Annotated in this window: 18 protein-coding genes; 13 read left to right on the forward strand and 5 right to left on the reverse strand. The window is 69.8% G+C overall.

The window, feature by feature from the left end; all coding sequences use genetic code 11:
* Nucleotides 1-44 precede the first annotated feature (44 nt).
* Together ABZ707_RS04670 and ABZ707_RS04675 are read right to left on the reverse strand one after the other, a co-directional pair.
* Nucleotides 45-2,477, reverse strand: a complete 2,433-nt coding sequence (locus tag ABZ707_RS04670) for an MFS transporter (RefSeq protein ID WP_360167693.1) — start codon at nt 2,475-2,477, stop codon at nt 45-47.
* A 232-nt stretch (nt 2,478-2,709) separates the two neighbouring features.
* Entirely contained in the window at nt 2,710-3,189 is a 480-nt protein-coding gene (locus ABZ707_RS04675; RefSeq protein WP_360167696.1) for an SRPBCC family protein, read from the reverse strand.
* A 137-nt stretch (nt 3,190-3,326) separates the two neighbouring features.
* Here ABZ707_RS04675 and ABZ707_RS04680 point away from each other — a divergent pair, with 137 nt between their 5' ends.
* The 3 genes from ABZ707_RS04680 to ABZ707_RS04690 are packed head-to-tail and all read left to right on the forward strand — an operon-like array spanning nt 3,327 to nt 5,119.
* Nucleotides 3,327-4,391, forward strand: coding sequence for an Rv2578c family radical SAM protein (locus ABZ707_RS04680; RefSeq protein WP_360167699.1), 1,065 nt, complete (start codon nt 3,327-3,329; stop codon nt 4,389-4,391).
* Between the two features lie 54 nt (nt 4,392-4,445).
* A complete protein-coding gene (locus tag ABZ707_RS04685) occupies nt 4,446-4,571 on the forward strand; it encodes a hypothetical protein (protein ID WP_360167702.1) in 126 nt (41 codons plus the stop codon).
* Complete coding sequence (locus ABZ707_RS04690; protein ID WP_360167705.1) at nt 4,568-5,119, forward strand: GNAT family N-acetyltransferase; 552 nt, start codon at nt 4,568-4,570, stop codon at nt 5,117-5,119. The genes ABZ707_RS04685 and ABZ707_RS04690 overlap by 4 nt, the downstream gene beginning before the upstream one ends.
* Here ABZ707_RS04690 and ABZ707_RS04695 read toward each other — a convergent pair.
* On the reverse strand, nt 5,068-5,634 hold the full coding sequence (locus tag ABZ707_RS04695) for an adenylosuccinate lyase (RefSeq protein WP_360167708.1): 567 nt from the start codon (nt 5,632-5,634) through the stop codon (nt 5,068-5,070). The genes ABZ707_RS04690 and ABZ707_RS04695 overlap by 52 nt on opposite strands.
* A 357-nt stretch (nt 5,635-5,991) precedes the next feature.
* Here ABZ707_RS04695 and ABZ707_RS04700 point away from each other — a divergent pair, with 357 nt between their 5' ends.
* The 9 genes from ABZ707_RS04700 to pssA all read left to right on the forward strand — a co-directional run bounded on the left by ABZ707_RS04700 (nt 5,992) and on the right by pssA (nt 17,017).
* On the forward strand, nt 5,992-7,773 hold the full coding sequence (locus ABZ707_RS04700; RefSeq protein WP_360167711.1) for a 3-hydroxybutyryl-CoA dehydrogenase: 1,782 nt from the start codon (nt 5,992-5,994) through the stop codon (nt 7,771-7,773).
* A gap of 92 nt (nt 7,774-7,865) precedes the next feature.
* The gene (locus tag ABZ707_RS04705; protein ID WP_360167714.1) at nt 7,866-8,675 is read left to right on the forward strand and encodes a TetR family transcriptional regulator; all 810 of its coding nucleotides are present in this window, start codon (nt 7,866-7,868) and stop codon (nt 8,673-8,675) included.
* Between the two features lie 422 nt (nt 8,676-9,097).
* Nucleotides 9,098-10,579 (forward strand): crotonyl-CoA carboxylase/reductase, encoded by a 1,482-nt coding sequence (ccrA, locus tag ABZ707_RS04710; RefSeq protein ID WP_360167717.1) that lies wholly within the window; start codon nt 9,098-9,100, stop codon nt 10,577-10,579.
* An 8-nt stretch (nt 10,580-10,587) separates the two neighbouring features.
* Nucleotides 10,588-12,624 carry a protein meaA gene (locus ABZ707_RS04715; protein ID WP_360167720.1) on the forward strand — a complete coding sequence of 679 codons (2,037 nt, stop codon included), beginning with the start codon at nt 10,588-10,590 and terminating at the stop codon, nt 12,622-12,624.
* The gene (locus ABZ707_RS04720) at nt 12,621-13,604 is read left to right on the forward strand and encodes a CoA ester lyase (RefSeq protein WP_360167723.1); all 984 of its coding nucleotides are present in this window, start codon (nt 12,621-12,623) and stop codon (nt 13,602-13,604) included. The genes ABZ707_RS04715 and ABZ707_RS04720 overlap by 4 nt, the downstream gene beginning before the upstream one ends.
* A gap of 3 nt (nt 13,605-13,607) precedes the next feature.
* Nucleotides 13,608-14,135: a MaoC family dehydratase gene (locus ABZ707_RS04725; protein WP_360167726.1), complete on the forward strand. Its 528-nt coding sequence runs from the start codon at nt 13,608-13,610 to the stop codon at nt 14,133-14,135.
* Nucleotide 14,136: 1 nt separating this feature from the next.
* Complete coding sequence (locus ABZ707_RS04730; protein WP_360167729.1) at nt 14,137-15,342, forward strand: acyl-CoA dehydrogenase family protein; 1,206 nt, start codon at nt 14,137-14,139, stop codon at nt 15,340-15,342.
* Nucleotides 15,343-15,522: 180 nt separating this feature from the next.
* Nucleotides 15,523-16,170, forward strand: coding sequence for a phosphatidylserine decarboxylase (locus tag ABZ707_RS04735; RefSeq protein ID WP_360167732.1), 648 nt, complete (start codon nt 15,523-15,525; stop codon nt 16,168-16,170).
* The gene (pssA, locus tag ABZ707_RS04740) at nt 16,163-17,017 is read left to right on the forward strand and encodes a CDP-diacylglycerol--serine O-phosphatidyltransferase (RefSeq protein ID WP_360167735.1); all 855 of its coding nucleotides are present in this window, start codon (nt 16,163-16,165) and stop codon (nt 17,015-17,017) included. The genes ABZ707_RS04735 and pssA overlap by 8 nt, the downstream gene beginning before the upstream one ends.
* Before the next feature lie 80 nt (nt 17,018-17,097).
* Here the strand turns inward: pssA and ABZ707_RS04745 are convergent, their stop codons facing one another.
* Nucleotides 17,098-18,252 (reverse strand): glycerate kinase, encoded by a 1,155-nt coding sequence (locus tag ABZ707_RS04745; protein ID WP_360167738.1) that lies wholly within the window; start codon nt 18,250-18,252, stop codon nt 17,098-17,100.
* Between the two features lie 115 nt (nt 18,253-18,367).
* Nucleotides 18,368-18,598: a hypothetical protein gene (locus ABZ707_RS04750; protein WP_360167741.1), complete on the reverse strand. Its 231-nt coding sequence runs from the start codon at nt 18,596-18,598 to the stop codon at nt 18,368-18,370.
* Between the two features lie 98 nt (nt 18,599-18,696).
* Between ABZ707_RS04750 and ABZ707_RS04755 the strand changes: the two genes are divergently transcribed.
* Nucleotides 18,697-19,188, forward strand: coding sequence for an NUDIX hydrolase (locus ABZ707_RS04755; RefSeq protein ID WP_360167744.1), 492 nt, complete (start codon nt 18,697-18,699; stop codon nt 19,186-19,188).
* The last annotated feature ends 291 nt before the right edge of the window (nt 19,189-19,479 follow it).

Raw genomic sequence — 19,479 nt, forward strand, 5'->3', positions numbered from 1 at the left:
AGGTAGTGCGCCCGCGCACTACCTATTGACCGGCTGACATTCGGTCAGTCCTCGTGCCCCAGCAGCAGGTCCCGTTCGGTCCGCCCCCCGCCCGCCATCCGGAGCACCGTGGCGACCGGCGGATAGCCCGCGGCGATCACCGTGTACTCGCCGGACGAGAGGTCGACGAACCGGAAGGTGCCGTCGGATCCCGTGGTGAGCGTGTCCACCACATTGCCCGCCGCGTCGAGCAGGGTGACACGCGCGTCCTCGACGGGCCGACCGCCGCCGGCGCGTACGGTGCCGCGCAGCACGGCCCCGCCGGCCAGTTCGATGTCCTGCCGGGTCTCGCGGGACGCCTGCACGCTGACCGGGAGCGCCGCGGGCCGGAAGGCCGGTGCGCTCGCGGCGAGGGTGTACTCCCCCGCCACCAGCTCCGAGATCACATAACTGCCCTCGCGGCCACTGCGGGTGGATGCCACGACCTCCCCCCGTACATCGGTGAGGGTCACGGCGGCGTCGCGCACCGGGGTGCCGTCGGCGGTGAGCACGGACCCGGCGAGGCGTCCGGCGCCGCCGAGGACCACATCGAGTTCGACGGGGCGTTCGCCGACGGTGACGGTGACGGCCTGCGGCTGGTGTCCGCCCGCCGCCGCGATCATCACATACGAACCGGAGCAGGGCACGCTCAGCGCGTACCGTCCGTCGCCGCCGCTCGCGCCTCGCCCGATCTGCTGTCCATGGACGTCGATGAGGGTCAGGGCGGCGTGCGGGACGATGGTGCCGTCGTGGTGCTGCACGGTGCCGCAGACGGCCACGCCGGGAGCGTAAGCCGCGCCAGGAGCGGCGGGCGGAGCGCTGGGAGTCGCGGAGCGCGCGGCGGGGATCGCGGCGGAATCGGCGGCTGAGGTGTTCTGGGACACCAGCGGTTTCTCCTTGAGGAAGAAGGCGATCAACAGGCCGAGCACAAGCACCGGCACGAGATAGAGGAAGATCCGCGGCATCGCGTCCGCGTACGCCTGGATGTAGCTGTCGCGCAGCGCGGGCGGCAGGGCGTGGACCGTCTGCGGGGTGATGGACTCGGCGCTGGGCAGGCCGGCCCCGGCGGGGATGCGGTCGGCGAGCGCGTCGGTCAGCCGGTTGGCGAAGAGGGTGCCGAAGACGGCGGCGCCCACACTGCCGCCGATCTGGCGGAAGTAGTTGTTGGCGCTGGTCGCGGTGCCGAGGTCGGCGGCCGGTACGGCGTTCTGCACGGCGAGGATGAGCACCGGCATCACCAGGCCGATCCCGAGGCCGAGTACCGCCTGCGCGATGCCGCATTCGAGCCGTGAGGTGTCGGTCTCCAGCCGTGACAGCAGCCACATGCCCACCACCGAGATGGCGCTGCCGAGCACCGGGTAGACCCTGTAGTGCCCGGTACGGCTGATGAGGTGGCCGGAGACGACGGAGGCGACGACGATGCCGCCCATCATGGGCAGCATGAGCAGACCGGACTCGGTGGCGCTCGCCCCGTCGACCATCTGGAGAAACGTCGGCAGATAGCTGGCGGCGCCGAACAGCGCCACGCCGATGACGGCGCCGACCAGGCCGGTGATGTTGAAGACCGAGTCGCGGAACAGCCGCAGCGGGATGATCGGTTCCGGTGCGAAACGCTCAACGACCAGGAAGAGGACGGTCGTTCCGGCCGCGCCCGCCGCCAGGCCCAGGATGACGCGCGAGCCCCACGCGTACTCCGTGCCGCCCCAACTGGTCAGCAGGACCAGGCAGGTGGAGGCGGCGGCGAGCATCAGCGCGCCCAGGATGTCCAGCCGGCCCCGGACCGCCGGCGTGGGCAGCTTGAGCACAACGGTGATGACGGCGAGGGTGACCAGGCCGAAGGGCACATTGAAGTAGAAGCACCAGCGCCAGGAGGCGTGGTCGGTGAAGAAGCCGCCGAGCAGCGGGCCCGCCACGGAGGCCAGCCCGAAGGCGGCGCCGATGAGGCCCATGAACCGGCCGCGCTCCCGGGGCGGCACGATGTCCGCGATGATCGCCTGCACGCCGATCATGAGTCCGCCGGCGCCGATGCCCTGGATGGCGCGGAAGGCGATCAACTGGTCCATGGTGCGGGACCAGCCCGCGAGCGCGGACCCGATGACAAAGACGATGATCGCGAACTGGAAGACGCCCTTGCGGCCGAAGAGGTCGCCGAGCTTGCCGTAGATCGGCAGGCCGATCGTCGAGGTGAGCAGATAGGCGGTGATCGCCCAGGACATCCGGTCGAGCCCGTGCAGTTCGCCGACGATCTTCGGCAGGGCGGTGGCCACGATCATCTGTTCCAGCGCGGCCAGCAGCAGGGCGAGCATCAGCCCGACGAAGACCAGCCGCACCCGGCGCGGGCTGAGGGCTTCGGCGGGGTCCGGGCCGCCGGTGAGCGGCGGTGGCGGCGGGCCGGCCGCTGTCGGAGCGGGCGGTACAGCGACCTGCTCGACGTGTTTCACCAGAGTGATCCCGCCCACGTACTGCTCCCCTCGTCACACCTGCGCGGCGTCATTCTTCGCATTACACGCCAAGGGGGAGCAAGCGCAATACGTACCGCCGAACAGCGTTGGGACGGGGGCGGGTTGGGCTTTGGCGCGGGTGTCGAGCCGCTCATCAGGGCCTTTCCCGCGACGCGTCGCGCGGGGAGCACGCGATGACGCCGCGGGGAAAACCACTCGAAACGGTGACGTCGGCGGGGATCCGCCGCGGTTACTTGCCGGGCTCGGTTCCCGCGTCCGACCCGGGCTTGCTCTCGGTCTCCGCCGCCAGCTTCTCGAGCACGGCGTCGTAGATGCGTCCCAGGCCCTTGGGGGCGAAGGTCCGCTCGAAGAAGCCGCCGACACCTCCCGCGCCGTCCCAGACGGTGGTGACGACGGCCTTCGAACGGCCTTCACCGGCCGGGGTGACGGTCCAGGTGGTGACCATCGAGGAATTGCGGTCCTTCTCCACCAGCCGGCCGTCGGTCGGCTCGGTGACCTCCAGCAGACAGTCACGCACGCGCTTGCTGGTGGCCTGGAGCTTCCAGTGGACGAGGGTGCCCTCGCCGTCGCCGCCCTCCCGCACCTCGTACTCGCTGAAGTGCGACGGCAGGAGCTTCGAACGGGTGTGTTCGTAGTCGGCCAGCGCATCGAACACCGTCTCCGCGTCCGCCGCGATGACCCGCTCCGTAGTGGCTTCGACCTGCGCCATGACTCTTCCTCCAGCACTCGTTCATCAGTGGGGTGCGGCCACCCAACCACCCTCCGGCGCGCCCGCCCAAATCCACGCGGAGGCGATCAAGGGAACATGTGTTCTATTATGGCGGGAGCACTACCGAGGAGGTATCCATGCGCTGGGACAATCTGGTCGAAAACCCTCCGACATCGAGGACGACAGGGGACATCGCGCTCTTCGGTACGGACGCGGTGACCACACGCACCTTCGACACCCCCGAATTCCGCGGCATCACCTTCCACGAGATCCGCGCCCGCTCGATCGTGAACCGGGTGCCGGGTGCGTCCCGTATGCCGTTCGAATGGACGGTGAACCCGTACCGGGGTTGCTCACACGCCTGCGTCTACTGTTTCGCCCGCAAGACCCACAGCTATCTGGATCTCGACACCGGTCTCGGATTCGACTCCCAGATCGTCGTCAAGATCAACGCGCCGGAGCTGGTGCGCCGCCATCTCGGCTCCCGGAGCTGGCACGGCGCCCATATCGCGATGGGGACCAATGTCGACTGCTACCAGCGGGCGGAGGGCCGCTACCGGCTGATGCCGGGCATCATCACCGCGCTGCGCGACCGCGCGAACCCCTTCTCCATCCTTACCAAGGGCACGCTGATCCTGCGCGATCTGGAGCTGATCCGGCAGGCGGCCTCCGTCACCGAGGTCGGCGTCTCCGTCTCGGTCGGCTTCACCGACCGGGAGCTGTGGCGCACGGTGGAACCGGGCACCCCCTCGCCCGAGCGCCGTCTCGATGTCGTACGCGCGATGGCCGACAGCGGCATCGGCTGCGGGGTGCTGATGGCGCCCGTCATCCCGTTCCTCGGCGACGATCCCGAGGAGCTGCGCGCGACGGTGCGGGCGATAGCCGCCGCCGGGGCGACGTCCGTGACGCCGCTGGTCCTGCATCTGCGGCCCGGCGCGCGCGAGTGGTTCATGGCCTGGCTGGAGCAGCACCATCCGCGTCTGGTGGCGCGCTACGAGCAGATGTACGCCGGGAGCGCCTACGCGCCGAAGTGGTATCAGCGCCAGGTGACCCGCCAGGTGCACGAGCTGGCCAACGAGTACGGGATCGGCCCCGCGAGCCGGGGAGCGGCCCGGCGGATCGAGGAACCGCGCAAGCCGGAGCCGCGACGGCCGGGAACGCCGGACCCGGGACCGGGCGCCACGCAGCTCACACTGCTCTGACGGCGGCGCGGAAACCCATTGGCCGCGATCACCGGCGGGGAGAAGGATGGAGCCATGACTCGACTCACCCGCCCCCGCCCGCCCGGCGACGGCTACAGCCGGGCCGTCCGGGGCCCCGGCCAATTCGTCGTGGCGATCGAGGCGTTCGCGACGACCGGCGAGACGGACGGGGCCCGATGACCCTCCTGGTCCGCGAGATGACCGCCGACGACTGCGAGGCCGTCGCCAGAGTGCGGGTCCGGAGCTGGCAGCACACATACCCCGGGGCGGTGCCGCAGTCGTATCTGGACGCGATGAGTGTCGAGGAGGACACGGCCCGCCGCCGCGAGCATCTGGTCGAGGGCGGTGGCGGCCGGGTGGTCCATCTCGTGGCGGAGCGCGCCCGCCGGGTGGTCGGGTGGGGCTGTTACGGTCCGGCCCGCGACGAGGACGCCTCCCAGGGGGCCGCGGAGCTGTACGCGCTCTACGCGCTGCCCGAGCAGCTCGCCACCGGGGTCGGACGGGCGCTGATGGACGCGCTGGCAAAGCGCGCCGCGGCGGATTCCTGCCCGCTGCTGCTCCTCTGGGTCCTCACCGCGAACACGCGTGCCCGCCGCTTCTACACGAAGGCGGGCTTCGCGGCGGACGGGGCCGAGCAGTCGTTCACCGTGGACGGGGTGGCCGTGCCCGAGGTGCGTTACGCGAGAGCCCTGAGCGCCTCTCCGGCGGCGGCGCCCAGCCTCGGGTGATCCCGGGCGGCTTCGAGGACGGTCCGCGCCCTGCCGTCCCCCAGCAGCCCCAGGCCCTCGACACAGGCGAGCGCCACCCGCCAGTGCGGCTCGTCCGGTGCCAGCAGCCCGCGCAGCGTGGTGATCAGGGCCGGTACGGACTCGGGGGCGCGCAGCGCCGTGAGCAGGCGCACGGGATGGAGCGCGTAGGCCGTGCGCAGCCCGTTGGTGGCGAGCGCGGCGGCGGCCCTGGGGGTGCGCGGATCCGCGAGCCGGGTCAGCGCGTACGAGGCGGAGACACAGCGCTCCGGATCGCGGTGGTTCAGCAGCAGGACCAGCGCCTCGAAGGACCGCCGGTCACCGGCGCAGCCGAGCCGGAACGCGGCGATCTCCCGCGCCCACAAGGGCCGTTCACGCGCCACGAGGACCTCGGCCAGCTCTTCCGGGTCCTCGGTGGCGATGAGCCGCTCGCAGGCCGCCGAGCCCCCGGACTCGTCCCGCACCCGGTCCGCGAGCGAGCGGAAGTCCTCGTCCATGACGGCCAGGGTATCGGCGGCCGGCGGCCTCCGTACGGCTCTCGGCAGACCGGCGTCCCAGCCGCGCCGTGGCGCACCGGGCACCGGCGGTCCCGCTATGGCGCGCTCGTTACTCGTCGGTTACTCTCAGATGAGCGGGAAACCCCCGCGACTCCGGTGGCCTGGTGACGCAGCCACCGCGAGTGCTGTCGGTTCAGCAGAACCGCGGTCCGGCCGTCCGGACCGCGTGGCGCGACTCCGGAACAGAGTCCGTCCTCCCGCACCGCGACCGCACCGCCGTGCGCCGCGCTCCGTATGCCTGTCGGAGCCGCCCGCGCGCCCCTCTTCAGTCGTCACTCATCCCCCTGGAGTCCCCTGATGGACATCCCCCTCCCGACCATCGCCGTCGTCGGCCTCGGCACGATGGGGACCGGCATCGCCGAGGTCCTCGCCCGCGCCGGCCGTGAGGTCATCGGCATCGACATCAGTGACGCGGCCACCGCCCAGGCCGTCGCCGCGCTCGAAGCGTCCACCGCGCGGGCCGTGGAGCGCGGGCGGCTCACCGGGGAGGAGCGGCGCACGGTCCTCGCGCGCTTCCGCACCTTCCCCGATCTGCGTGCCGCCGCCCAGGCCGGGCTGGTGATCGAGGTGGTGCCGGAGTCGTACGAGACCAAACAGCAGGTCTTCCGGGCCCTGGACGAGATCGTCAGGCCCACGGCGATCCTGGCCACCGGCACCAACGCCCTGTCGGTGACCCGGCTGGCGGCCGACTCGGCGCATCCCGAGCGCGTCCTCGGTCTGCACTTCTTCAACCCGGCTCCGGCGATGAAGCTGGTCGAGGTGGTCTCCTCCGTCCTCACCTCGCCCGCGGCCGTCGCCGCGGTCACCGAGCTCGCCCGGGAGCTGGGCAAGGAGCCGGTGGCGGTGGGAGACCGGCCCGGTTTTGTCGCGGACGGACTGCTCTTCGGCTATCTCAACCAGGCCGCCGCGATGTACGAGGCCAAGTACGCCTCCCGCGAGGACATCGACGCCGCGATGCGGCTGGGCTGCGGTCTGCCGATGGGCCCGCTCGCCCTGCTCGATCTGATCGGTGTCGACACCGCTCGTACCGTGCTGAACGCGATGTACGCGGCGTCGCACGACCGGCTGCACGCTCCCGCGCCGATCCTCAGGCAGCTCAGCGACGCCGGGCTGACCGGCCGGAAGTCCGGGCGGGGCTTCTACACATACGACGCGCCGGGCAGCGGGACCGTGGTGCCTGACGCTCTCGGCCCGTCGGCCGGCGCGGCGAGCGTCCCCGGCAGGCCCGTCCGCTCGGTCGGTGTCGCGGGCTCCGGCACGATGGCGATGGGCATCGCGGAGATCTTCGCCACGGCGGGATTCGACGTGGTGCTCGCGGCCCGGGGCACGGAGAAGGCGGAGAGCGCCAGGGCCCGGGTGGCGAAGTCCCTCGCGCGCTCCGTCGACAAGGGCCGGCTCACCGCGGAGGCCCGGGACGGGGCTCTGGCGAGGATCGTGCCGGCCGGTTCGCCCGACGCGTTCGCCGACGTCGATCTCGTCGTCGAGGCGGTGGCCGAGGACCTGGAGATCAAGCAGCAGCTCTTCGGTGTGCTCGACAAGGTCTGCCGGCCGGGAGCCGTGCTGGCCACCACGACCTCGTCGCTCCCCGTGATCGCGTGCGCCCGGGCGACCTCACGTCCGGCGGACGTCGTCGGTATGCACTTCTTCAACCCGGCACCAGTGATGAAACTGGTCGAGGTGGTCCGTACGGTCCTCACGGCGGACGATGTCCACGCCACCGTCCGCGAGCTGGCCACGGCCGTCCGCAAACACCCGGTGGACTGTGCCGACCGGGCCGGCTTCATCGTCAACGCGCTGCTCTTCCCGTATCTGAACAACGCGATCAAGATGGTCGAGGAGCACTACGCGACCCTCGACGACATAGACGCCGCGATGAGGCTGGGCGGCGGATATCCGATGGGGCCTTTCGAACTGCTCGATGTGGTCGGCCTCGATGTCTCGCTCGCCATCGAGCGGGTCCTGCACCGCGAGTTCCGCGATCCCGGGCTGGCCCCGGCGCCGCTGCTGGAGCATCTTGTGGCGGCGGGCTGCCTCGGCCGCAAGACGGGACGCGGCTTTCGCGAATACGCCAAGCGCTGACACCGGCGCGGATCGCGGCGCCTGTGGGGGGGGAGCCGGACGGCCGGGCCCCGCAGGCGCGCTCTCCTGCGCCGATGCAGTACGTTCACCTCATGTCGCAGTCCCCCAAATCCTCCCGCACGGACACCAGGCCCGGTGTTCCGGAGAGTGCCGCGGGCACCCGCGCGGCCGCCCAGCGCCTGAAGATGCGCCGCGAGCTGGCGGCGGCGGCCATGGAACTCTTCGCGACCAAGGGGTACGAGGCGACAACCGTCGACGAGATCGCCGCCGCGGCCGGGGTCGCGCGCCGCACCTTCTTCCGGCACTTCCGCTCCAAGGAAGAGGCGATCTTCCCGGATCACGACGACACGCTCGTACGGGCGGAGGCGGTGCTCAACGCCGCTCCTGCCCATGAGCACCCGCTGGACACGGTCTGCCGGGGCATCAAGGAAGTCATGCGGATGTACGCGGCCTCGCCCGCCGTCTCCGTGGAGCGCTACCGCCTCACCCGCGAGGTGCCCACGCTCCGCGAGCGCGAGATCGCCTCGGTCGCCCGCTACGAGCGGCTGTTCACCCGCTATCTGCTGGGCCACTTCGACGAGCGCGACCACACCGACGGCAACGACGACCCGCTGCTGGCGGAGGTGGCCGCGTCCGCCGTCGTCACCGCGCACAACCATGTACTGCGCCGCTGGCTGCGGGTGGGCGGCCAGGGCGATGTGGAGGCGCAGCTCGACCGCGCCTTCGCGATCGTCCGTGAGACCTTCGGCTCGGGCATCGGCGCCGGCCGGACCGCAGGTAACCAGCCGCGGCCGGCGGCCACCACCCGTACCAGCGGGGACGTCCTGGTCGCGGTGGCGCGTACGGACGCTCCGCTGGACGAGGTCATGCGGACGATCAAGCAGGCCCTCAAGAACACCTGAGCACCCGGGCCCTCTCCCGGACGGCGGCGACGAGTCTCCGCGTCCGCCCCGCGTTCCCCCGGGCATTCGGGCCGTCCGATCCGGCCCGGCGATACGCCGTGCGCACCCGTCGCGACCTAAAGTGATATTTGCTGCTTTTTGGGCGGTAGATATTGCTCATGCGTGCCGCGCGAGTGACAAGTGAGAAAGATTTCTGGCACCCAGTGCCTTGCGAGGTGTCACGCCGTGCCATACCTTGGCGTTGTCCGGCAGTTCCCGCAAGCCCTCTCGCTTGTGCGTCCGGACGCCTGCGTCACAGGCACCTCCGCGCCCACCCGGCGCCGCCGATCCGCACGATCAGCAGCATCCGCCGAACCGACGGCACACCTCCTCAGCAGCAGCACGCACGCCGACGCACCCCCAGCTTCGCCGGAGGCAACACCGTGAAGGAAATCCTGGACGCGATCCAGTCGCCGGACACCACGGCCGCCGACTTCGCCGCACTGCCCATGCCCGATTCGTACCGCGCGGTGACCGTGCACAAGGACGAGACGGAGATGTTCGCCGGTCTCCCCACCGCGGAGAAGGACCCGCGCAAGTCCCTGCATCTCGACGATGTGCCCGTGCCCGAACTCGGCCCGGGCGAGGCCCTGGTGGCCGTCATGGCCAGCTCGGTGAATTACAACTCCGTCTGGACCTCGATCTTCGAACCCCTGCCGACCTTCGGGTTTCTGGAGCGGTACGGGAAGCTCAGCGAACTCACCAGGCGCCATGACCTGCCGTACCACGTCATCGGCTCGGACCTGTCGGGTGTCGTGCTGCGCACCGGGCCCGGAGTGAATGTCTGGCAGCCGGGCGACGAGGTCGTCGCGCACTGTCTCTCGGTCGAGCTGGAGAGCTCCGACGGCCACAACGACACGATGCTCGACCCGGAGCAGCGCATCTGGGGCTTCGAGACCAACTTCGGCGGGCTGGCGGAGCTCGCCCTGGTGAAGTCCAATCAGCTCATGCCCAAGCCACAGCATCTGAGCTGGGAGGAGGCGGCGGCTCCGGGGCTGGTGAACTCCACCGCCTACCGCCAGCTCGTCTCCCGGAACGGCGCCGGGATGAAGCAGGGCGACAATGTCCTCATCTGGGGCGCCAGCGGCGGACTCGGCTCGTACGCGACTCAGTTGGCGCTCGCCGGCGGGGCCACCCCGGTCTGTGTGGTCTCCAGCGACCAGAAGGCGGACATCTGCCGGCGGATGGGCGCCGAGGCGATCATCGACCGCACCGCCGAGGGCTACGCGTTCTGGCGGGACGAGCACCACCAGGATCCGCGCGAGTGGAAGCGCTTCGGCAAGCGCATCCGCGAGCTGACCGGTGGCGAGGACGTGGACATCGTCTTCGAACACCCGGGGCGCGAGACCTTTGGCGCGAGTGTGTACGTCACACGCAAGGGCGGCACGATCGTCACCTGCGCCTCGACCTCGGGATACACCCATGAGTACGACAACCGCTATCTGTGGATGTCCCTCAAGCGGATCGTCGGCTCGCACTTCGCCAACTACCGCGAGGCGTGGGAGGCCAATCGCCTGGTCGCCAAGGGCCGGATCCATCCGACCCTGTCGAAGGTGTACGCGCTGGAGGACACCGGCCAGGCGGCGTACGACGTCCACCGCAACCGCCACCAGGGCAAGGTCGGCGTGCTGGCACTGGCGCCACGGGAGGGACTGGGCGTGCGCGACCACACGCTGCGGGCCCGCCACCTGGACGCCATTAATCTGTTCCGTGACGCGTCAGCGGAACGGACCGACAAGCACAGCCGTGACGCGTCAGCGGAGCGGACCAACAACCCCGACAGGGGCACGGCAGCGGAACGCACCGACAGCCCCGACAGGGGCACGGCAGCCGAACGCGCCGACGCGCCCAGCGGGAATGTGTGAGGTCCCACATGACCGATCGTCAGAAGGACCGGCCCTGGCTCATGCGGACGTACGCCGGTCACTCGACCGCCGAGGCGTCCAACGAGCTGTACCGGCGCAATCTCGCCAAGGGCCAGACGGGACTCTCGGTCGCGTTCGATCTGCCGACCCAGACCGGCTACGACCCCGATCACGTCCTGGCCCGCGGCGAGGTGGGCCGGGTCGGGGTCCCGGTCTCGCACCTCGGTGACATGCGGCGGCTGTTCCAGGACATCCCGCTGGAACGTACGAACACCTCGATGACCATCAACGCCACCGCGATGTGGCTGCTGGCGCTCTATCAGGTGGTGGCGGAGGAGCAGGGCGCGGACATCGCCGCGCTCCAGGGGACGACGCAGAACGACATCGTCAAGGAGTACCTCTCGCGAGGGACGCATGTCTTCCCGCCGGTGCCGAGCCTGCGGCTGACGACGGACATGATCACCTACACGGTGCACCACATCCCCCGGTGGAATCCCATCAACATCTGCAGCTACCACCTCCAGGAGGCGGGCGCGACGCCGGTGCAGGAGATCGCCTACGCGATGTCCACCGCGATCGCCGTGCTCGACGCGGTGTTCGCGTCCGGTCAGATCGCGGAGGACCGCAGGGGCGAGGTCGTCGCCCGTATCTCCTTCTTCGTCAACGCGGGCGTCCGCTTTGTCGAGGAGATGTGCAAGATGCGGGCGTTCTCGCGGATCTGGGACCAGGTCACCCGGGAGCGGTACGGCATCGAGAACGCCGGGCAGCGCCGGTTCCGCTATGGCGTCCAGGTCAATTCTCTGGGGCTGACCGAGGCGCAGCCGGAGAACAACGTCCAGCGGATCGTCCTCGAAATGCTGGCCGTGACGCTCTCCAGGGACGCCCGCGCCCGTGCCGTGCAGCTTCCGGCGTGGAACGAGGCGCTGGGTCTGCCCCGGCCGTGGGACCAGCAGTGGTCGCTGCGCATCCAGCAGGTCCTGGCCCATGAGAGCGATCTGCTGGAGTATCCGGACATCTTCGAGGGCTCCCATGTCATCGAGGCCAAGGTGGCCTCCCTGGCCGGCGAGTCGCTCGCCGAGATCGACCGGATCCAGGAGATGGGCGGGGTGATGGCGGCCGTGGAGTCGGGCTATCTGAAGTCCCGGCTGGTCTCCTCGCACGCGGAGCGCCGGGCCCGGATCGAGTCGGGCGAGGACAGGGTCGTCGGCGTCAACTGCTACGAGTCCACCGAGCCGAACCCGCTCACCGCCGATCTCGACACCGCGATCATGACGGTCGATCCGGCGAACGAGGCGCGGGTCGTGGCGGCGCTGCACCGCTGGCGGGAGGACCGCGACGAGGCCGGTGCCACGGAGGCGCTGGCCGCCCTGAAGAAGGCCGCCGCGGGCACGGCCAATCTGATGGCCGCCACCGTGGAGTGCGCGCGGGCCGGGGTGACGACCGGCGAATGGGCCTGGGCCCTGCGCGATGTGTTCGGTGAGTACCGTGCGCCGACGGGGGTGAGCGGCGCGCCGGTCGCGGTGGCCGCCGGGGCGGGCACCGCGCTCGCCGCCGTACGGGAGAAGGTCGCACGGACCGCAGAGGAGCTGACGTCGGTGGCCGGCGGCGCGGGACGCCCGGGGCGGCTGCGGCTGCTGGTCGGCAAGCCCGGCCTGGACGGCCACTCCAATGGCGCGGAGCAGATCGCCGTGCGCGCCCGCGACGCCGGCTTCGAGGTGATCTACCAGGGCATCAGGCTGACGCCGGAGCAGATCGTCGGCGCGGCGCTCGCCGAGGACGTGCACTGTGTGGGGCTTTCGATCCTGTCGGGCTCGCACGCCGCGCTGGTGCCGGACGTACTGACAAGGCTGCGCGAGGCGGGCGCCGGGGACATCCCGGTGATCGTCGGCGGGATCATCCCGAACGCGGACGCCGAGGAGCTGCGCGCGGCCGGGGTGGCCGCGATCTTCACACCGAAGGACTTCGGGATCACCGGGATCATCGGCCGTATCGTCGACGAGATCCGGAAAGCGAACAAGCTCGACCCATGGGAGGTCTCCGCATGACCGCTCTCACCGCTGAGAGTCACCTGAACCGGCTGCGTCCGCGCCGCTCCTGTCTGGCCGTGCCGGGCTCGAACCCGCGTTTTCTGGAGAAGGCGCAGGGGCTCCCCGCCGATCAGGTCTTCCTGGATCTGGAGGACGCCTGCGCGCCGCTCGCCAAGGAGGGCGCCCGGCACACCATCGTCGACGCGCTGAACAAGGGCGACTGGACGGGCAAGACACGGGTCGTACGGGTCAACGACTGGACGACGCACTGGACGTACCGCGATGTCATCACGGTCGTGGAGGGCGCGGGCCACAATCTCGACTGCGTCATGCTGCCGAAGGTCCAGGACGCCCAGCAGGTCGTCGCTCTCGATCTGCTGCTGACCCAGATCGAGAAGACGATGGGCTTCGAGGTCGGCAGGATCGGTATCGAGGCGCAGATCGAGAACGCCAAGGGGCTGGTGAACGTCGACGAGATCGCCGCCGCCTCGCCGCGGCTGGAGACCATCGTCTTCGGGCCGGCCGATTTCATGGCCTCCATCAATATGAAGTCCCTGGTCGTCGGTCAGCAGCCGCCCGGCTACGGCGCGGACGCCTATCACTACATCCTGATGCGCATCCTGATGGCGGCCCGTACGCACGATCTCCAGGCGATCGACGGGCCCTATCTCCAGATCCGCGACGTGGCGGGATACCGCGAGGTGGCGGGCCGCGCCGCCGCGCTCGGCTTCGACGGCAAATGGGTGCTGCACCCGGGTCAGATCGAGGCGTCGAACGAGATCTTCTCGCCGTCGCAGGAGGACTACGACCACGCGGAGCTCATCCTCGACGCGTACGCGTACTACACCTCGGAGGCGGGCGGCAAGAAGGGCTCCGCGATGCTCGGTGACGAGATGATCGACGAGGCCAGCCGCAAGATGGCACTGGTCGTCTCGGGCAAGGGCCGGGCCGCCGGAATGCGGCGCACCACCACCTTCGAGGCACCGGAAGGGGCCTGAGCGATGCGGTTCGGACGCACCTTTGAGGAGTTCGAGGTCGGCGCCGTCTACAAGCACTGGCCCGGCAAGACGGTCACGGAGTACGACGACCACCTCTTCTGTCTGCTCACCATGAACCACCACCCGCTGCACCTGGACAGCAACTACGCGGAGCGGACGACGGACTTCGGCAGGAACGTGGTGGTGGGCAATTACGTGTACTCGCTGCTGCTGGGCATGTCGGTGCCGGACGTCTCCGGGAAGGCCATCGCCAATCTGGAGGTGGAGTCGCTGAGGCATGTCGCGCCGACCTTCCACGGCGACACGCTCTACGGCGAGTCGGTCGTGCTGGACAAGACACCGTCGAGGTCCAGGAGCGACCGCGGAGTCGTCCAGGTGGAGACGAAGGGCTACAACCAGGACGGCACGCTGGTCTGCGTGTTCCGCCGCAAGGTGATGGTCCCCACCGCCGCGTACATCAAGGAGCGCGGCGGCGAGCAGCCCGGCCGCCCGGAGTTGTCGGACACACCGAAGAACCAGCGGGAGAAGTGAGATGGGCCGACTCGCCCGGACAGCCGGACTGACCGACATCCAGCAGGAGATCCTGACGACCGTCAGGGACTTCGTCGACAAGGAGATCCTCCCCGTCGCCACCGGGCTGGAGCACCGCGACGAGTATCCGACGCAGATCGTCGAGGGCCTCAAGGAACTCGGTCTGTTCGGGCTGATGATTCCGGAGGAGTACGGCGGCCTGGGCGAGTCGCTGCTCACCTACGCGCTCTGTGTGGAGGAGATCGCCCGGGGCTGGATGTCCGTGTCGGGCATCATCAACACCCACTTCATCGTCGCCTACATGCTCAGACAGCACGGCACCGAGGAGCAGAAGGACACCTTTCTGCCCCGGATGGCCGCCGGTGAGGTGCGCGGCGCGTTCTCGATGTCGGAGCCGGGCCTCGGCTCGGACGTCTCGGCCATCACGTCCAAGGGGACCAGGGACGGCGACTCGTACGTACTGAACGGCCAGAAGATGTGGCTGACCAACGGCGCGACGTCCACCCTGGTGGCGGTGTTGTGCCGCAGCGACGAGGGCCATCCGGAGGGCACGGCCCGGCACAAGTCGATGACCACGTTCCTGGTCGAGAAGGAGCCCGGCTTCGGGGAGGTCCGCCCGGGCCTGACCATCCCCGGAAAGATCGACAAGATGGGCTACAAGGGCGTCGACACCACCGAACTCATCATGGACGGACTACGCATTCCGGCCAATCGGGTCCTGGGTGGCGCCACCGGCCGAGGGTTTTACCAAATGATGGACGGTGTCGAGGTCGGACGGGTGAACGTCGCCGCGCGTGGCTGCGGGGTCGCGCAGCGCGCCTTCGAGTTGGGCGTGGCGTATGCCCAGCAACGTCATACATTCGGCAAGCCGATCGCGGAGCACCAGGCGATCCAGTTCAAGCTGGCCGAAATGGCCACCAAGGTCGAGGCCGCCCATGCAATGATGGTGAACGCGGCACGCAAAAAGGACTCCGGTGAACGAAACGACCTGGAGGCAGGGATGGCGAAGTACCTCGCCTCCGAATACTGCAAGGAAGTCGTCGAGGACGCCTTCCGGATCCACGGTGGGTACGGCTTCTCCAAGGAGTACGAGATCGAGCGTCTCTACCGGGAGGCGCCGATGCTGCTGATCGGCGAAGGCACCGCCGAGATCCAGAAAATGATCATTGGCCGCCGACTGCTGGAGGAGTACCGATTCCAGGGTTGATTATCGCTTTTGGTCCGATTTTGGCGCGAAGAAGATCACACCCTGTCGTCATCTGACGCTTGCTTCCAGCCGGTCGACTCGGCTGCTGGCTTGCTCAGTTGCGGCTCGCAACCGATACCATCGAATGAAAGCCGCCGTCCCCCGTTGCCAGCGCGGCATCACCCGCTACGAAGGTCATCCATGCCCCACAGCCAAACCTCTGCACCACGCGGCCGGGTCCGCCTCGCGCGCGGAGCATCGCCGTGGCTTCTGCCCACCGTCGCCACCGCGGCGATCGGCCTGGCCCGTGCGCGCCGGTCCAAGCGCGCCGCCGTCCTCGCCGTGCCCGCCACCGCGCTCGCGGCGGGCATGCTGTGGTTCTTCCGCGACCCGGAGCGTGAGATCACCCAGGGCCGGGTCATCTCCCCGGCCGACGGTGTGGTGCAGAGCATCATGCCGTGGAAAGACGGGCGCACCCGGGTCGCCATCTTCATGAGCCCGCTGAACGTCCATGTCAACCGCGCCCCGCTCGCGGGAACCGTGACCTCCGTCGAGCACATCCCCGGTGGGTTCGTTCCGGCGTTCAACAAGGAGAGCGAGAACAACGAGCGCGTTGTCTGGCACTTCGAGACCGAGCTCGGCGACATCGAGATGGTGCAGATCGCCGGGGCGGTTGCCCGGCGCATTGTCCCGTACCTGCCTCAAGGGACCAAAGTGGAACAGGGCGAGCGCATCGGCCTGATCCGTTTCGGCTCGCGCGTCGACATCTACCTTCCGGAAGGTGTCGATGTCGCTGTCGAGGTCGGTCAGACCACGACCGCAGGGGTGACTCGAATTGACCGTGATTGATCCTGAGACGCAGGCCGGCTGGGCCGTGGAGGCCGAGGCCGAAGCGGAGGAAGACGCGGAAGACATGCCGCTCTCACTGCGGTTGTCGATAGCGGACACTCTGACGCTCGGTAACGCCACCTGCGGCTTCATGGCGGTGTACTTCACCACCACCGGCATCCTCATTCCCCACCTCACCGGCAGCGACGAGAGCGGCATGGCGCGGCACTCCGCCGCGACGGCCGTGATCCTGATGCTGTGCGCGGCGATCTTCGACCTGTTCGACGGGCTGGTGGCGCGCAAGCTGCGCAGCTCGCCGATGGGCGCGGAGCTGGACAACCTCTCCGACCTGATCAGCTTCGGACTGGCCCCGGCGTACTTCGTGCTCGTCTATGGCATGGTCGCGGACGACGCCCATCAGCGGGTCTCCGCGCTGGCGGCGATCGTGGTACTGCTCGCCGTCGTCCTACGGCTGGCCAGATTCTCCTGTGTGACGATGAAGGACGGCATGTTCCAGGGCATGCCGAGCCCCTTCGGCGCGCTGACGGTCATCTCGATCGTGCTGCTGGAGCTTCCCTTCGTACCGACGCTCCTCGCGATCGTCGGCGTGGCGTGGCTGATGGTGAGCCGGGTCGAATACCCCAAGCCGCGAGGTGTGCTCGCGGTGGCGATGCTGAGCTGGATCGTGGCCGCGATGGGGCTGCTGGCGGCCTGGGCGTTCGACGCGCCCGGCGGTCAGCTTCTGCTGCAGACCGGCTGTGCGCTCCAGGTCGTGACGGGCGCGGTGATTCCGCTCTTCGCCACGGCGCGCCGGGTGAACACGTTCCGCGACAACCGCCGTGAGGCCCGGGCGGCTCAGCTTCCGTAGCGGCGACAGGCATGGCGCGATCATGAAGGGCCCGGGTGCTGACCGCACCCGGGCCCTTCTCGTGATCTTCTTGTCCTGGCTCAGAGCAGGAAGTCCCGCGCGATGTGTGTCGCGAGGCGTTCCAGCAGCGGGCCCGCCTCCGCCATGCAGACGGCCGGGTCCGGTTCCAGCGCGGTCAGCGCGTAGGCGCGGCGGATGCCCGCCTTGTTCAGGGCCTCGGCGGACAGGGCCAGCCGGCCGCAGACGGCGACGACCTCGATCCGCTCGGCGCGGGCCGCCGCCGCGACGCCGGCCGGGGCCTTGCCGTGGAGGGTCTGCTCGTCCAGTGAACCCTCGCCCGTGATGACGAGGGTCGCCCGGGACAGGGCCGGGGCGAAGCCGAGCACATCGAGCATGACCTCGATGCCGGGGCGGAAGACGGCGCCCAGACCGACCAGCGCGCCGTAGCCGATGCCGCCGGCCGCGCCCGCGCCGGGCGAACCGGCCAGGCGGGCGGCCCGGGGACCGATGGCCGTTTCGAGCACCCTGGCGTAATGGGTGAGCGCGGCGTCGAGGACGGCGACGTCCCCGGGGCCCGCGCCCTTCTGCGGTCCGTACACGGCGGCGGCGCCCTGGGGGCCGCTCAGCGGGTTGTCGACATCGCTGGCGAGGACGATGTCCGTCTTGGCGAGCCGGGCGTCCAGGCCGGAGAGATCGGCGGTGGCCAGCTCCCGCAGTCCGCCGCCGCCGGGGCCGACCGGCCGACCGTCCGCGTCCAGGAAGCGTGCGCCGAGGGCGGCGAGCATCCCCGCGCCACCGTCGGTCGTGGCACTTCCGCCGACGCCGAAGACGATGTGCCGCGCGCCCGCGTCGAGTGCGGCGCGCAGCAGCTCTCCGGAGCCGAAGGTCGTCGCGGTCAGCGGTGCGAAGACCCCGGGAGGCAGGTGCTGAAGGCCCGATGCCTCCGCCATCTCCACGACGGCGGTGGCGCCCCGCAGGGCGTAGGCGGCGCGCAGCTCTTCACCGCGCGGCCCGGTGACCGGTACCTCGCGCCGCTCGAAACCGGCCGCCACGGCGGCCGCCACGGTGCCGTCGCCGCCGTCCGCGACCGGGACCGCCTCGACCGGCACGCCGGGAGCGGCCTCGCGCAGCCCGGCCGTCACCCGCTCCGCGACCTGCGCCGCTGTGAGTGACCCCTTGAACTTGTCCGCCGCGACAAGCACACGTGCGGCTTCGGTTGCTGCTCCGTTCGGCATCTGAATCCTTCGCTTTCGAACAGGCAGTCGCGCCGAACCGACCCTATCCGCACCGTGGCCCTGTGCCCATGGCCACGGTGCGGTGGGCTCGCGGCGGAACGCGTGTCCTCCCGCGTCAGTTGCCGGCCACAGCCTCCAGTTCTCTGAGCCGCTGCACGACCCGGTCACTCTCGTCGAGCGGCTGCGTGATCTCCTCCAGGGCGTCCTCCACCACGTCGAGATCGTCGGCCCGCACCAGCGAACCGGCGGCCGGCGCGACGTCCACCGCTCCCGCGACCGGTGCGCCCACCGTCATGACCGCACCCACCAGCAGTGCCGTCGTCCACGCACGCGTACAGCGCTTCATCCGTACTCAGCCTCCTTGGCAAGATCCGACAAACGATATGAATGTCGCACAATCACAGAATGAAATCGGGCAGCGCCAGGCCCCGTTAGGCTTCCCGTGTGACGGATACCGACTACGCCGCGTACATCGCCGGCCTCCCCCGTGTCCTGGCCGGTGCGGCCATGCTCTTCCGCGACAGCGAGGGGCGCGTCCTGATTGTCGAGCCCAACTACCGGTCCGGCTGGGCGCTGCCGGGCGGGACCATCGAGTCCGACCACGGCGAGACCCCGCGCCAGGGCGCCCGGCGGGAGACGCTGGAGGAGATCGGCCTGGACATCGAACCGGGACGGCTGCTCGCCATCGACTGGGTGCCGGGCGCCGGACGGCCGCCCATCGCCGCGTATCTGTACGACGGCGGGGTGCTGAGCGAGGAGGAGCTCGCGGCGATCCGCCTCCAGGAGGAGGAACTGCTGTCCTGGCGGCTGCTGGACCGTGCCGACATCGGCTCGTATCTGCTGGGCTCGCTCGGATCGCGGGTACTGGCGGCACTCGAAGCGCTGGACTCCGGCGCGGGCACGGTGGAACTGGAGAACGGCCGGCGGCCCCGGTAGGACGTCCGCCCCGCCGCGCCCGGGGGTCCTGACCCCTGCCCCGCAGCGTCCCCGGCCGGTCGTGTGCGCTCCGCCGACCAGGGCGGATTCACCACCCTGGTCATGCCGATCAGCCTCGTGTCCGCCGGCCGAGCGGGCGCCCGCACGACACGCACAACGCGTGTCGGCGGAGGTTAACAACTTACAGTCATATAAGCCGAGTTAACGGTCGATACGGTCTGTTCAACGTATTCATTCCGTATTGGTTCCGCCACGGACCGTTGCCTGACATCATCCAAAGGTCCCAGACTT

It is taken from the genome of Streptomyces sp. NPDC006923, assembly GCF_040635655.1.
Taxonomy (GTDB): Bacteria; Actinomycetota; Actinomycetes; order Streptomycetales; family Streptomycetaceae; genus Streptomyces.

Excerpts from the sequence above, each read along its gene's own strand:
- ABZ707_RS04675 (WP_360167696.1), bottom strand. The coding sequence starts at position 3,189 with ATGGCGCAGGTCGAAGCCACTACGGAGCGGGTCATCGCGGCGGACGCG.
- ABZ707_RS04680 (WP_360167699.1), top strand. The coding sequence starts at position 3,327 with ATGCGCTGGGACAATCTGGTCGAAAACCCTCCGACATCGAGGACGACA.
- ABZ707_RS04685 (WP_360167702.1), top strand. The coding sequence starts at position 4,446 with ATGACTCGACTCACCCGCCCCCGCCCGCCCGGCGACGGCTACAGCCGG.
- ABZ707_RS04690 (WP_360167705.1), top strand. The coding sequence starts at position 4,568 with ATGACCCTCCTGGTCCGCGAGATGACCGCCGACGACTGCGAGGCCGTC.
- ABZ707_RS04695 (WP_360167708.1), bottom strand. The coding sequence starts at position 5,634 with ATGGACGAGGACTTCCGCTCGCTCGCGGACCGGGTGCGGGACGAGTCC.
- ABZ707_RS04700 (WP_360167711.1), top strand. The coding sequence starts at position 5,992 with ATGGACATCCCCCTCCCGACCATCGCCGTCGTCGGCCTCGGCACGATG.
- ABZ707_RS04705 (WP_360167714.1), top strand. The coding sequence starts at position 7,866 with ATGTCGCAGTCCCCCAAATCCTCCCGCACGGACACCAGGCCCGGTGTT.
- ABZ707_RS04715 (WP_360167720.1), top strand. The coding sequence starts at position 10,588 with ATGACCGATCGTCAGAAGGACCGGCCCTGGCTCATGCGGACGTACGCC.
- ABZ707_RS04720 (WP_360167723.1), top strand. The coding sequence starts at position 12,621 with ATGACCGCTCTCACCGCTGAGAGTCACCTGAACCGGCTGCGTCCGCGC.
- ABZ707_RS04725 (WP_360167726.1), top strand. The coding sequence starts at position 13,608 with ATGCGGTTCGGACGCACCTTTGAGGAGTTCGAGGTCGGCGCCGTCTAC.
- ABZ707_RS04730 (WP_360167729.1), top strand. The coding sequence starts at position 14,137 with ATGGGCCGACTCGCCCGGACAGCCGGACTGACCGACATCCAGCAGGAG.
- ABZ707_RS04735 (WP_360167732.1), top strand. The coding sequence starts at position 15,523 with ATGCCCCACAGCCAAACCTCTGCACCACGCGGCCGGGTCCGCCTCGCG.
- ABZ707_RS04745 (WP_360167738.1), bottom strand. The coding sequence starts at position 18,252 with ATGCCGAACGGAGCAGCAACCGAAGCCGCACGTGTGCTTGTCGCGGCG.
- ABZ707_RS04750 (WP_360167741.1), bottom strand. The coding sequence starts at position 18,598 with ATGAAGCGCTGTACGCGTGCGTGGACGACGGCACTGCTGGTGGGTGCG.